The organism is Streptosporangium subroseum (assembly GCF_900188345.1).
Taxonomy (GTDB): Bacteria; Actinomycetota; Actinomycetes; order Streptosporangiales; family Streptosporangiaceae; genus Streptosporangium; species Streptosporangium subroseum.
Window position 1 is genome coordinate 113,668 of the sequence record NZ_FZOD01000024.1, and the last position, 13,912, is coordinate 127,579.

At 74.5% G+C, this 13,912-nt stretch carries 6 protein-coding genes; all 6 read right to left on the reverse strand.

The annotated features are described in order from the left end of the window. Nucleotides 1–28 precede the first annotated feature (28 nt). Nucleotides 29–823 (reverse strand): FG-GAP repeat domain-containing protein, encoded by a 795-nt coding sequence (locus tag CHC08_RS23805; protein WP_143653328.1) that lies wholly within the window; start codon nt 821–823, stop codon nt 29–31. 139 nt (nt 824–962) lie between these two features. Next, nucleotides 963–1,634 (reverse strand): 4'-phosphopantetheinyl transferase family protein, encoded by a 672-nt coding sequence (locus tag CHC08_RS23810; protein ID WP_245878513.1) that lies wholly within the window; start codon nt 1,632–1,634, stop codon nt 963–965. Beyond that, nucleotides 1,634–2,683: a sulfotransferase family protein gene (locus tag CHC08_RS23815; protein WP_089209575.1), complete on the reverse strand. Its 1,050-nt coding sequence runs from the start codon at nt 2,681–2,683 to the stop codon at nt 1,634–1,636. Before CHC08_RS23815 ends, CHC08_RS23810 begins: the two co-directional genes overlap by 1 nt. Continuing rightward, nucleotides 2,680–3,450, reverse strand: coding sequence for a thioesterase II family protein (locus tag CHC08_RS23820; protein ID WP_089209576.1), 771 nt, complete (start codon nt 3,448–3,450; stop codon nt 2,680–2,682). Before CHC08_RS23820 ends, CHC08_RS23815 begins: the two co-directional genes overlap by 4 nt. Beyond that, nucleotides 3,447–9,380 carry a type I polyketide synthase gene (locus tag CHC08_RS23825; protein WP_089209577.1) on the reverse strand — a complete coding sequence of 1,978 codons (5,934 nt, stop codon included), beginning with the start codon at nt 9,378–9,380 and terminating at the stop codon, nt 3,447–3,449. Before CHC08_RS23825 ends, CHC08_RS23820 begins: the two co-directional genes overlap by 4 nt. 29 nt (nt 9,381–9,409) lie before the next feature. Then, nucleotides 9,410–13,912, reverse strand: a 4,503-nt coding sequence (locus CHC08_RS23830; RefSeq protein WP_089209591.1) for a type I polyketide synthase, incomplete at its 5' end; no start/stop codon positions are given.

A 13,912-nucleotide genomic window follows, 5' to 3' on the forward strand; every position in this document is an offset into this window, starting at 1 on the left:
GTCCTCGCGATCGCGATCGGATGTGCGGTCAGCCGATGACGTCGAACGCGTCGACGCCGACGGCGACCGGAACCGGGAAGAAGAACGTGACTGCCGGGTCCTGCGGCCAGAAGACGCCGCTGTGCGGGAAGACCAGCAGCTCGCCGTCACCGCCGACCGCGAGCAGGTCGACCAGGCCGTCACCGCTGACGTCGGTCGCGGCGACCACCACGGCGTCGTCGAATCTTGCGCCCAGGTCGTGCCAGAGTCCGCCACTCGAGGTGCCGGGGTACTCCCACGCGCTGACCCCGCCGTCGGGGCGGCGCAGCAGCAGGTCCGGCCGGCCGGTACCGGTGACGTCTCCCATCCCGAGCAGGACCGCGCCCGGGTCGATCGTGGTCAGCGGCTCCCCCTCGCCGGGGGCGGACGCCGCGGACAGGCGGACCGTGCCGTCGGGCGCGGCGCGCAGCACCTGCTCGGGGCGGCCCTTTCCTGAGCGCACCACGACGGCCTGCGTGGCCGGTGCCCGCTCCGACGCCGCGGGCGGCAGGTCGGCCGCGGTGAACGACTCCGTCGGGGACAGCAGGACCTCGCGGCCGTCGGGCAGGCCGCAGAGCAGTTCCAGGCCGCCGTCGCCGCGGAAGTCCCCGGCGGCCAGCACCGGGGCCACGCCGGGGAGGAAGCCGGTGCCGATCCGGACCGGGGCGCCGTAGCTGCCGGGGTCGATGGCGCCGGGGCGGTGCGGATAGCCGAACAGCTCACCGGTGGACCGGTTGCGCACGTACAGCGCGCCACCGGCGCCGAGCCGCTGGGGGGGCGTCGCCATCCCGGTAAGCGTGTGCATCAAGCTCTCCAACCCGTTGCCGTGCAGGTCGTCCTGTGCCGATCCTCGGTGCCGTCCGCGCTGGTCCACACCCCAGCGTCACCCCTAGGCGAACGCGGTGATCACCAGGCCGTCGCGGTGGACCCGGCGGCCGATATCCCTAGACGGGTACGGCGATCGCGGTGATCACCAGGCCGTCGCGGTGGATCCAGCGGCCGGTGAACCCGGTCAGCGGGCCGGTGACGGTGCTCGGCGGCGCCACCAGCAGCGTCGCGGTGAACCCGCCGTCCGGGTCCAGCTCGATCCGGGCCTGGTGGAACTCCAGGAACCGGCGGGTGAGCGGGAACCACGCCTTGTAGACCGATTCCTTGGCGCTGAACAGCAGCCGGTCCCAGGGGACCCCCGCTCCCAGGCGCCGGAGGGCGGCCCGCTCCTCCGGCAGCGCGATCGCGTCCAGGACGCCGTCGGGCAGCGGCGCGGCCGGCTCGGCGTCGAGGCCGATCGTGCGCAGGTCGCCTGCGTGGGCGACCGCGCAGCCGCGGAAGCCGGCGCAGTGGGTCATGCTGCCCACGACGCCCTCAGGCCAGGCGGGCGCGCCGCGCTCCCCGGGCAGGATCGGCCCGGGCAGCGCCCCGAGCCGTTCCAGCGCGGCGCGGGCGCAGTGCCGGACGGTGGTGAACTCGCGGCGGCGTTTGTCCACCGCCCGCGCGATCACCGCCTCCTCGGCCGGGAACAGCGGGAGGCCGGGCGGGTCGGCGTACGTCTCGGCGGTCTCGGCTTCCGCCGGCAGGACCCGCGCGAGCAGTCCGGTCGTCGACAGCAGGCCGTTCATCACGCGAGCGTGAGCATGAAGCCGGCCGCCGCGAGCATCGCGTCGACGGCCGAACCGGGCGCGCAGGAGCGGCGCAGGGCGGCCAGCAGCCGCGCGTCCAGGCGGGCCGAGGCCGCCCGCCGATCCGGGTCGACCAGGCGGGCGGCCTTGTCCAGCCATGAGGCGGTCGCCGGCACGCCGAGGAAGCCGGCCAGCCGGGTCAGTTCCGCCGGGGCGTCGGCGACCAGGGCCTCGTAGGAGGTCATCATCCACGTCTCGGTGGGCAGTCGAAGCAGTTCGTCGGCTCCCTCGCAGGTCATCCCCGACCACAGCGCGCCGAACGCGGTCACCGGGATGTCCCGCCGCATCAGCTGGGGCAGCTCCGACGGGGTCGTCAGCAGCCGGCCCAGCTCCGCCGGGAGCAGCCGGAACTGCTCGGACCCCAGCTGGTCAGGGGAGGTGACCCCGGCGATCCGGGAGGCCTCACGGCCCAGCAGCCTCAGCCGGAATCCGGCGTGCCGGCTCATCGACAGCGCCGAGTCGGCGCCGTCCCGGGTGAGGTAGATGAACCGGGCTTCGGGAAACCGCTCCCGCAGCAGCGGCACCATCTCCAGCGACGCGCCAGACCGCTCCACGACCACCGGCCGGTCGAACCGTTCGGCCAGGTAGGCGAAGAGCGCCCGGTACTGGTCGGCGATCGGGCGCGCCGGCCAGCCGGGCACCTCCGCGGCCAGCTCGTCGTAGAGCGCGTCCGGATCGTCGGTGAGCATCGGCAGCGTCATGTGGCAGATCGCCGGGACGCCCTTGGCGGGGTCGAAACGTCCGGTCCCGTACGGGTAGATCAGCTCGGAGACCTTGAGGCCCTCGGCGACCATGACGTCCATGGCCGGGTCGGGCTCGCTGAGCATCCGCCAGAACCGCGCGCCGTCCGGAGCGCCGTCGAGGTAGCCGCGGTTGCGCACGGTGCTGAACAGCTCGCTGAGGCTGAGCACCTCGGAGTGGACGCGCAGCATCTGGGAGACCAGCGTGGACCCGCACCGGCCGGTACTGATCACGAACGTCGGAGTCATATCCGTCCTTGGAGCGTCAGGGAGAGCAGCTGGTCGCTGATCAGGTTGATCACTTCGCGCTGGTGCTGGGCGAGGTAGAAGTGACCACCGCCGAACGTGCGCAGCTCGAACCCGCCGGTGGTGTGGTCGGCCCAGGCCTGGGCCTCCTCCAGGGTCACCTTCGGGTCGCTCTCCCCGGTCAGCGCGACGATCGGGCAGTCCAGCGTCGGGCCGGGCAGGTACCGGTAGAGCTCGGCGGCGGTGTAGTCGCTGCGGATCGCCGGCAGGATCATCCGCAGCAGCTCCAGGTCGCCGAGGATGCGGGCGTCGGTGCCACTGAGCTTCTTCAGCTCGGTGACGATGCCCTCGTCGTCGAGCTGGTGCACGGTCTCCACCCGGTGCCGGGAGGGGGCGCGGCGGCCGGAGGCGAACAGCGTGACCGGGGCGCCGGCCAGCTCACGCTTCATCCGTACGGCGACCTCGAAGGCCACGGTGGCGCCCATGCTGTGCCCGAAGAAGGCCAGTGGCCGGTCCATCAGCGGGCGCAGCGCGGCGAACGACGCGTCGGCCAGCTCGGCGATCGTGGTCAGCGGCCGCTCCTCACGCCGGTCCTGCCGGCCCGGGTACTGCAGCGCCACCACCTGCATGGTGGACTGCATGGCGTCGGAGACCGGGTAGAAGAAGCTGGCCGAGCCGCCGGCGTGCGGGAAGCAGACCAGGGTGACCCGGGTGTTCGGCTCGTGGTGGAACCGGCGGATCCACAGGTTGTCGTCGGCGGAGTTGCTCATCGGGTCGTCGCTTTCGATTCGAGGGGGAGGACTGCGGGGGAAGAAGGGGAGGCGGACAGCCACTCGTCGACGACTCGCGCCGTGGTGGCGGCATGCTCCTCCATGACCGAGAAGTGGCTGCCGGGGGTGTCCACGGCACTGTGCGGCAGCGTCCAGGACGAGCGCCAGTCGCCGTCGCGCGACCAGCCGAACATCGGCTCGGTGGCTCGGACGAGCAGCGTGGGAGCCTGGATCGGGGCCGGCTGCCAACCGTGGAAGAGCCGGACGTAGCCGCCCATCGCGGTCAGCCGGGTGTCGTCCATCGGGACGTAGCCGTCCTCCCGCTCGATCATGCCGGCGCTGAGCACCGGCTGGATGCCGGCGAGCGCTTCGACGTCGTGGGAGTAGATGTCGATGAGCACCAGCGCGTCCACGGCGACGCCGGCGCGTTCGAGCTCGGCGGCGACCGCGTGCGCGAGCATGCCGCCGGAGGAGTGCCCGACCAGCGCGAACGGTGCCCCGTCGGTGTGCGCGAGGATCGCTTCCGCCTGGGCGGAGACCACCGCCTCCACCGTGGCCGGCAGCGGTTCGCCGCGGCCGAATCCGGGCGCGGCGACCGCGGCGACGTTCCGCCGGCCGCGCAGCGCACCGGCGAACCGGACGTACTGGTGCGGGCCGGAGATGGCCAGGATGGAGGGCAGGCAGACCAGGCCGGGCCCGTCCGCGCCGGCGGCCAGGCGCATGACCGCGACCGGCTTGGGCAGCTCGCGGCTGGTGCGGAAGGCCGGGCGGAACGCCGACGCGGCGACCAGGACGCCGAAGAACTCGCCGCTGCGCCCGCCGGCCGAGGCTTCCCGGAACATCGCGCCGAGCGTGCCCGCGGCTTCCTGCGGCGCGGGCTGGTCCCCGGACGTGAACTGGTCGGTGAGGTGGGCCACGAGGGCGTCGGCGGTGGGGTGGTCGAACAGCAGCGTGGTCGGCAGCCGCAGCCCGGTGGCCGCGCTCAGCCTGTTGCGCAGCTCCACCGAGGTGAGCGAGTCGAAGCCTGCCTCCAGGAACGGCCGGTGCAGGTCGAGGGCGTCGGGCTGGGCGTGGCCGAGGACGACCGCGGCCTGCCGGCCGACCAGGTCGGCCAGTGCCGCCCGGCGCTCGTCGGCGGGCAGCTGGGCCAGCCGGCGCTGGAAGGCGGCAAGCGCCTGCTGGTCCGGCGCGCCCGCGCCGGGCCTGCCGGCCGGGACGAGCCCGGCGAGGATCGGCGGGAGCGCTCCGGCGGCCTCGGCGGCGCGGAGCCCGGACACGTCCAGGGCCACCGGGGCGACGAGTGGGCGCCCGGTGGCCAGCGCGGCGTCGAAGGCGGCGAGGCCCTGCTCGGCGGTGAGCGGGACGATTCCGCCCTGGCGCAGCCGCCGGTGCTCGGCGTCGGTGAGCGTGCCGGCCATGCCGGCGTCCCACAGGCCCCAGGCGAGCGAGGTCGCCGGGACGCCCGCGGCCCGCAGCTGCGCGGCGTAGGCGTCGAGGAAGGCGTTGGCCGCGGCGTAGTTGGCCTGGCCGGGGTTGCCGAAGATCCCGGCCACCGAGGAGTAGAGGACAAACGCGCTCAGCGGCCTGTCCTTGGTCGCGGCGGCGAGGTTGCGGGCGGCGTCGATCTTGGCGCGGAAGACGGTGTCGAGCCGCTCGGGGGTCAGGTCGGTGAGCAGGCCGTCGTCGAGGACCCCGGCGGCGTGGATCACCGCGGTCACCGGCTCGTCCCGCAGCGCCGCGGCGACCGCGTCGGCGTCGGCCACATCGCAGGCGACGGACCGCACCCTCGCCGGAGCGAGCTCGCGTTCGAGATCGGCGTTCCCGCCCGAGCGAGAGATCAGTACGAGGTCGCGGACATCGTGGGCTTCGACCAGGTGCCGGGCGACAAGCTTGCCGAGCGTCCCGGTGGCCCCGGTGACCACCACGGACCCGTCACCGAAGTCGACCGCGTCGGCGCCCCGCAGCCGGGTCAGGCGTGGCACCGTGACCGCTCCGTCGCGCACCAGTGCCTGCGGCAGCGGGAACACCGTGTCCTCGGGCGCGTCCAGCAGGTGGACGCGGCCGGGGTACTCGGCCTGGGCGGATCGGGCCAGGCCCCACAGCGCGGCGCCGTCCGGGTCGGTGATCTCCTCGCCTGCCGCGCCGAAGGTCCGGATCACCAGGCGGGAGTCGGACCAGGCGGGGTCGGCCAGCCAGGCCTGCAGGAGGGTGAGCAGGGCGGCGGCGCGATCGCGGGCCGCGCCGGGCGCGGTGGCGTCCACGAGCAGCACCGCGGCGGGGGCCGGCAGCGGGGCACCGAGCGGGATCACCGCGTCCGGCGCCGCGCCCGACGCCTCCTGCGGGGCCCACTCGACGCCGTAGAGCAGGCGGTCCGCCGCTCCCCCACCCAGCTGGTCGGCCGTGACCGGCCGCAGCGTGAGCCGTTCGACCTGGGCGACCGGCAGCCCGGTCGGGTCGGCCAGATCGAGCCGCACCGTGTCGACCCCGCTCTGGGCCGTCAGCCGCACCCGCAGCTCGGTTCCGGCCGGGGCGAACCGGTGCACCCCGGAGAACGCGAACGGCAGCCGCAACCCGTCGCCGGGCAGCAGCGCCGCCGGGCCGATCGCATGCAGGACCGTGTCGAACAGCGCCGGGTGCAGCCCGAACCCGTCGGCCGGAGCATCAGTCCGCACCTCGGCGAACACCTCCTCGCCGCGCCTCCACAACCGCCGCAGGCCCTGGAACGCGGGCCCGTAGGCCAGGCCGGCGTCGGCGAACGTCTCGTAGAGCCCGGCCAGCGGCAGTTCCTCGGCGCCGGACGGCGGCCAGCTGACCAGGTCGGCGCCGACGTCGGCGGGTTCGGCGGCGGAGAGCACGCCGGTGGCGTGCAGGACCCAGGGCTCGCCGTCGTCGGCGCGGGAGTGGATGGTGATCGGGCGCAGTCCGTCCGCCTCGGTCACGGTGAGCCGGACCGCGACCGTGCCGCGCGCAGGCAGCGTGAGCGGTGCCTGCAGCAGCAGCTCGTCCAGCGCCGGCGTGCCGGCCTGCTCGCCGGCGGCCAGGGCCAGCTCGACCAGCGCGGTGCCCGGCAGCACGGCGCGGCCCATCACGGTGTGCTCGGCCAGCCAGGGCTGGGTGGCCGCCGTGAGCGTCCCGGTGAGGACCAGCGTGGAGGCGTCCGGGATCTCGATCGCGGCGCCGAGCAGCGGATGGCCGATCGGGTCCAGGCCGAGGCCGTACGCGTCGCCGACGCCGCCGGGGCGCGGGCGGGGCCAGAGCCGGCGATGGGTGAACGGGTACGTCGGCAGGTCCGCGTGGCCGGTTCCGCCGGCGACGGCCGGCCAGTCGACGTCGGCGCCGTCGACGAACAGGGTGGCGACCGAGGTCAGCAGGGTCCGCGTCTCCGCGCGCCCGCGGCGCAGCGCCGGCACGGCCAGCAGATCGGCGTCGGCGTCCTGGACCAGTGTGGTGAGCACCGCGTCCGGACCCACCTCCAGAACGCGGGTGACGCCCTGGGCGGCGAGGGTGTGGACGGCGTCGGCGAACCGGATCGGCCGGCGGACCTGCTCGACCCAGTACTCCGGGTCGGTCCACTCGCCCGGGGTCACCGGCGCCCCGGTCACGGTGGAGACCGCGGCCAGCTTCGGCTCCGCGAACGTCAGCTCGGCGGCGACCTTGGCGAAGTCGGCGAGCATGGGCTCCATGAGCCGGGAGTGGAAGGCGTGGCTGGTGTGCAGGCGGCTGGTCTTCCAGCCGCGCTCGGCGGCGTCCGCCGCGACCCGTTCGATCGCGGCGTCCGGCCCGGAGACGACGACCGCGTGCGGTCCGTTGACGGCCGCCACGTCGATGTCCGGGAACGCCGCCCGGACGTCGGCCTCGGCGGCGCGGACCGCGAGCATCCCGCCGCCGGTCGGCAGCGCCTGCATGAGCCGGCCGCGGGCGGCGACCAGCGCCGCCGCGTCGGCCAGGTTCAGGACGCCGGCGGCGTAGGCGGCGGTGATCTCGCCGATCGAGTGTCCGGCGACCACGTCCGGCGTGAGGCCCCACCGCTCCAGCAGGGCCAGCAGCGCGACCTCGACGGCGAAGAGCGCGGGCTGCGCCGTTCCGGTCTGGTGGATCCGCTCCTCGTCGTCGAGCAGGTCGTGCGGCGGCAGGTCGAGGGCGGCGCACACCGCGTCGTACGCGGCCGCGTACGCCGGGAACGCGTCGTACAGTTCGCGGCCCATGCCGATCCGCTGGGCGCCCTGGCCGGTGAAGACGACGGCGAGCCGGCCGTGGCGCGCGGTGCCCCGTACGGTGCCGCCCTCGGCCAGTGCGGTCGCCAGTTCGGCCCGGTCGAGGCCGAGCGCGACGGCCCGGTGCGGCAACCGGTTCCGGCCGGCGAGCGTGCGGGCGACCTCGTGCAGCGGCACGTCCGCGCGGTCGGTGAGGTACTCGGCCAGCCGGGTGACCTGGGCGTCCAGTGCGTCGTCGTCGGCCGCCGCGAGCACCAGCGGCGTGAGCGGCGGCTGCGGCCCGGCCGGTTCGAGCGCGACGGGTTCGGTGGTGGACGCGGCGGGTTCGGTGGGCGGGGCTTCGAGGATGACGTGGGCGTTGGTGCCGCTGATCCCGAACGAGGACACCGCCGCCCGCCTCGGTCGGTCGACCTCCGGCCAGGCCCGCGCCTCGGTCAGCAACTCCACCGACCCGGCCGACCAGTCCACCTCGGAGGTCGGCGCGTCCACGTGCAGCGTGGCCGGCAGCGTGCCGTGCCGCATCGCCTGCACCATCTTGATGATCCCGGCCACGCCGGCCGCCGCCTGGGTGTGCCCAAGGTTCGACTTCACCGAACCGAGCCAGAGCGGTTCGCTCCCGCGCTGCCCGTAGGTGGCCAGCAATGCCTGGGCCTCGATCGGGTCGCCCAGCGGCGTGCCGGTGCCGTGCGCCTCGACGGCGTCCACGTCACCGGGTTCGAGCCGGGCGTTGGCCAGCGCCTGGCGGATGACCCGCTGCTGGGACGGCCCGTTCGGGGCGGTCAATCCGTTGGAGGCGCCGTCGGAGTTCACGGCGCTGCCCCGCACCACGGCGAGGATCGGGTGGCCGAGGCGCTGGGCGTCCGAGAGCCGCTCGACCAGCAGCATGCCGACGCCCTCACCCCAGCCGGTGCCGTCCGCGCCCTCGGCGAAGGACTTGCACCGCCCGTCGGGCGCCAGGCCGCGCTGGCGGGAGAACCCGATGAACGTGTTCGGGGTGGCCATCACGGTGACCCCGCCGGCCAGCGCCAGCTCGCACTCCCGGTTCCGCAGCGCCTGGATGGCCAGGTGCAGCGCAACCAGCGACGAGGAGCAGGCGGTGTCGACGGTGACGGTCGGCCCCTCCAGGCCGAAGGTGTAGGCGACCCGCCCGGACGCGATGCTGCCGCCGGTGCCCATGAAGCCCTCGGCCGCGTCCGCGGACTCGCCCACCACCAGCGCGTAGTCGTTGTACATGATGCCGACGAACACCCCGGTCCGCGAACCGCGCAGCCCCTGCGGGTCGATCCCGGCGCGTTCGAACGCCTCCCAGGAGGACTCCAGCAGCAGCCGGTGCTGCGGGTCCATCGCCAGCGCCTCACGCGGCGAGATCCCGAACAGGCCCGGGTCGAAGTCCGCAGCGCGGGCCAGGAAGCCGCCGTCGCGGGAGTAGGTCGTGCCGGGGTGGTCGGGGTCGGGGTGGTAGAGGTTCTCCACGTCCCAGCCCCGGTCGGTCGGGAACGACCCGATCGCGTCCCGGCCGGCGGCCACCAGCTCCCAGAGGTCCTCCGGTGAGCCGACCTCGCCGGGGAACCGGCAGGCCATCCCGACGATCGCGATCGGCTCGGACGCGGCCTGCTCGGCCTCGCGCAGCCGCTCCCGGGTGTCGTGGAGCTCAGCGGTGACCCGCTTGAGGAAGTACCGCAGCCGATCCTCGGGGACCTGGCCTGGCTCGCTCATGTGCTGTTGCCTCTCTTCGCTGCGGCAGGTCAGGAGATGCCGAATTCCTTGCCGAGCAGGTCGAACATCTCGTCGTCGGTGGCGGTCTCCAGCTCTTCGGCCAGTACCGCGCCGCCGGTCGACGCCGCGCCCTGCCAGCCTGCGAGCAGGCTGTTCAGCCGGGCGGTCACCCGGGACCGCTCCTCGTCGTCGGCCGTCGCCGCGCGCAGGCCCTGCTCGAGCTGGTCGAGCTCGGCCAGCAGCGCCACGACCGGGGACACCACCGCGGGCCGGAGCCGCTCGGCGAGGTGCGCGGCGAGCGCACCGGCGTTCGGGTAGTCGAAGACCAGCGTCGAGGGCAGCCTCAGTTCGGTCGCGGCCATCAGCCGGTTGCGCAGTTCGACCGCGGTGAGCGAGTCGAAGCCCAGCTCGGTGAAGGCCCGCCCGGCCGGGACGGCGGCGCCGGAGTCGTGCCCCAGCACGGCCGCGACCTGCGCCTGTACGGCTTCGAGCACGAGCCGGTCCTGGTCCTCGGGGGACAGCCCGTCCAGGCGCCGGCCCAGCGTCGGCCCGGCGGGGGCGGCCCGGCGGCTGCGCGGCGCGCGGACCAGGCCCGCCAGCAGCGGAGGCAGCAGGCCGAACTCGGCGGCCTGCCCGAGCGCGGCCGGGTCGAGGGCGAGCGGGGCGACCAGCGCCGTTCCGGTACCGAGAGCCGCGTCGAACGCGGCCAGCCCCTGCTCCGCGGTGAGCGGCAGAACACCACCGCGACGCATCCGGTCCCGGTCGGCATCGGTGAGCGTCTCACCCATGCCCGCGTCCCACAGACCCCAGGCCAGCGACGTCGCCGGCACACCCTGCGCCCGCAACTGGGTGGCGTAGGCGTCCAGGAACGCGTTCGCGGCGGCGTAGTTGGCCTGCCCGGCGTTACCGAACAGTCCGGCCGCCGAGGAGTACAGCACAAACGCCGCCAGGGGCTGATCGGCCGTGGCCGCGGCGAGGTTGCGGGCGGCGTCGACCTTGGCCCGGAACACCGTCTGCAACCGCTCGGGAGTCAGGTCGGCCAGCAGGGCGTCATCCAGCACACCCGCGGCATGGATCACGGCACTCACCGACTCGTCCCGCAGGGCTTCGGCAACCGCGTCGGCGTCGGCCACGTCGCAGGCGATCGAACGCACCTCCGCCGGCGCGAGCTGACCTTCGAGGTCGGCGGTCGCACCCGACCGCGAGAGCAGAAGCAACCTGCGGACGCCATGGGCCCGCACCAGGTGCCGGGCTACCAACCGCCCCAGCGTGCCCGTCGCACCGGTGACCACCACCGCCCCGTCCCCGAACTCCACCGCACCGGACGCCTTCAACCGCACCAGGCGGGGAACATTGACCACACCGTCACGCACCAGCGCCTCCGGCACGGGATAGAACACATCCTCGGAACCGTCCAGCAGATGGATCCGGTCCGGGTGCTCCGACTGCGCCGACCGGACCAGACCCCACAGCGCGGCGGCGTCCGGGTCGGTGACCTTCTCACCCACCGCACCCCGCGTACGGACCACCAGCCGCGAGTCCGCCCACACCGGCTCGGCCAGCCAGGTCTGCAAGAACGTCAGCAGAGCGGCGGCCCGATCCCGGGCGGCCCCCGGCGCCGTGGCGTCCACCATCATCACCGAAACAGGTACGGCCGGCAGCGGATCACCCAGCGTGATCGCAATCCGCTCTTCCGCCGCGGGCACGACCTCCTGCGGCGCCCACTCCACACCGAACAACAAGCGGTCGGCGATGCCGCCGAACTGGGTGGGCGTGACCGGCCGCAGGGCGAGGCTCTCCACCGTCGCCACCGGGCTGCCCGACAGGTCGGCCAGCGAGAGCCGGACGGTGTCGGTGCCGGGCGCGGGAGCGATCTCGACCCGGAGGCCGGTCCCGGCCAGCCCCGTGACCCGTACTCCGGTGAAGCCGAACGGCAGCCGGACGCCGCCGTCGGCCGGGAGCGCACCCCCCGCGCCGATGGCGTGCAGTGCCGCGTCGAACAGCGCCGGGTGCAGCGCGTAGCCAGTGACCGAGCCCTCGATTTCGACCTCGGCGAACACCGTCTCACCGCGCCGCCAGACCCGCCGCAGTCCCTGGAACGCCGGCCCGTAGTCCAGCCCGGCGGAGGCCGCCATCGGGTAGAAGCCGGTGACGTCGATCTCGTCCGCGTCCGCCGGAGGCCAGACCGCCGACGCGGCGGTGTCCGGGAGCGGCTCGGCGTCGCCGGTCAGCAGACCGCCGGCGTTGAGCACCCACGTCTCGTCCTCCTCGGACCGGGAGTGGATCGTCACGGCGCTGCGGCCCGCGTCGGGCGCGGCCAGGGTGACCCGGACCTGGACCCCGCCCTGCTCCCCGAGGGTCAGCGGGGCCTGCAGCAGCAGCTCGTCCAGGACCGGCAGACCGACCTGGTCCCCGGCGGCGAGCACCATCTCGACCAGCGCGGTGCCCGGGACGACGGTGCGGCCGGAGATCGTGTGGTCGCGCAGCCACGGGTGGGTGCGGACGGAGAGCTTCCCGGTGAAGACGCTGTCGCCGGACGGCAGTGCGACCGCGGCGCCGACAAGCGGGTGCCCGGTGCCGACGAGGCCGAGGCCGGCGGCGTCACCGGTGGGGCCGGTGCGCGGGCTCGGCCAGTACCGGCGGTGCTGGAAGGCGTAGGTGGGCAGGTCGGCGCGGGAGCCGGTGCCGAGCACCGCGGCCCAGTCGACGTCCTGGCCCTCGACGAACAGCGTCCCGACCGCGGTGAGCAGCGTCTCGACCTCGGCGCGCCCGCGACGGAGCGCGGCGACCACGGTCAGCTCCGGGCGGAGGTCGCCGACCAGAGCGGTGAGCACGCCGTCCGGGCCCAACTCCAGCACCCGGCCGGCGTCGAGGGCCGTGACCGCGTCGGCGAACCGCACGGGCCGGCGGACCTGGTCGACCCAGTAGCCGGGGTCGATCCACTGACCGGGCTCGACGGGCCGGCCGGTCACCGTGGACACGGCCGGGATCACCGGCTCGGCGAAACTCAGCGTCTCCACAACCGCGCGGAACTCGGCCAGCATCGGCTCCATCAACCGCGAATGGAACGCATGACTGGTCCGCAACCGGTTCGTCTTCCAGCCGCGCTCCACAGCCAGCTCGGCGATCCGCTCGATGTCGTCCTCAATCCCGGACACCACCACCGACGCCGGACCGTTCACCGCCGCGACATCAACGGCCAAGCCACCGCCGTTCGACCCGCCGTCGGCCACCACCACCGCGTCCGCCGCGATGTCGACCACGAGGCCACCGTCAGTGCCCGCACCCTCGAACCGGTCGGTCAGCAGCGCGCGCACCTCGCTCTCGGAGGCGCCGATCGCCAGCATCGCGCCGCCGACCGGCAGCGCCTGCATCAACCGACCCCGGGCCGCGACCAGCGTGGCGGCGTCGGCCAGGGTGAGGACCCCGGCGGCGTAGGCGGCGGTGATCTCGCCGATCGAGTGCCCGGCGACGGCGTCCGGCTCCATGCCCCAGGACCGCACGAGCGCCAGCAGCGCCACCTCGACCGCGAAGATGGCCGGCTGCGCCCAGCCGGTCTGGTTCAGCCGGGATTCGTCGTCCAGCACCTCGCGCAGCGGAAGATCCAGAGCCTGGCACACGTCGTCGAAGGCCGCCGCGAACGCCGGGAAGGTCTGGTACAGCTCGCGGCCCATGCCGACCCGCTGCGCGCCCTGCCCGGTGAACACGGTGGCCAGTCCGGCGCGGTGCGCTTCCCCGCGCCGTACCTCGGGCCGGGACTCGTCGGCCTCGTCGAAGCCGGCCAGCGCGCGGTCGAGCGCGGGGCGGTCGGTGGCGAGGAGCACCGCGCGGTGTCGCAGCGCCGCACGGCCGACCAGCGCCCGGCCGATCTGGTCCAGCGGCAGGTCCGACGCGATCGCGGTGTGCAGGCGGGTGGCGTAGGCGTGCAGCGCGTCCGGATCGGCCGCGCTGAACACGATCGGGGTGACCGGCAGGCCCTCGCTCGGCGCGACGGCCGGGGCAGCGGGTGCCGCTTCGAGGACGATGTGGGCGTTGGTGCCGCTGATCCCGAACGAGGACACCGCCGCCCGGCGCGGCCGGTCGACCTCCGGCCAGGCCCGCGCCTCGGCCAGCAGCTCGACCGAACCGGCCGACCAGTCCACCTGGGAGGTGGGAGCGTCCACGTGCAGCGTCTTGGGCAACATGCCGTGCCGCATGGCCTGGACCATCTTGATGATCCCGGCCACGCCGGCGGCGGCCTGGGTGTGCCCCAGGTTGGACTTGATCGACCCCAGCCAGAGCGGCGTCTCCCGATCCTGACCGTACGTGGCCAGCAATGCCTGCGCCTCGATCGGATCCCCGAGCGAGGTACCGGTGCCGTGTGCCTCGACGACGTCCACGTCCTGCGACGTCAGACCGGCAGACTCCAGCGCCTGGCGGATCACCCGCTGCTGCGACGGGCCGTTCGGGGCGGTCAGACCGTTGGACGCGCCGTCCTGGTTGATCGCACTACCCCGCACCACCGCCAGGACCGGGTGGCCCAGACGCTGGGC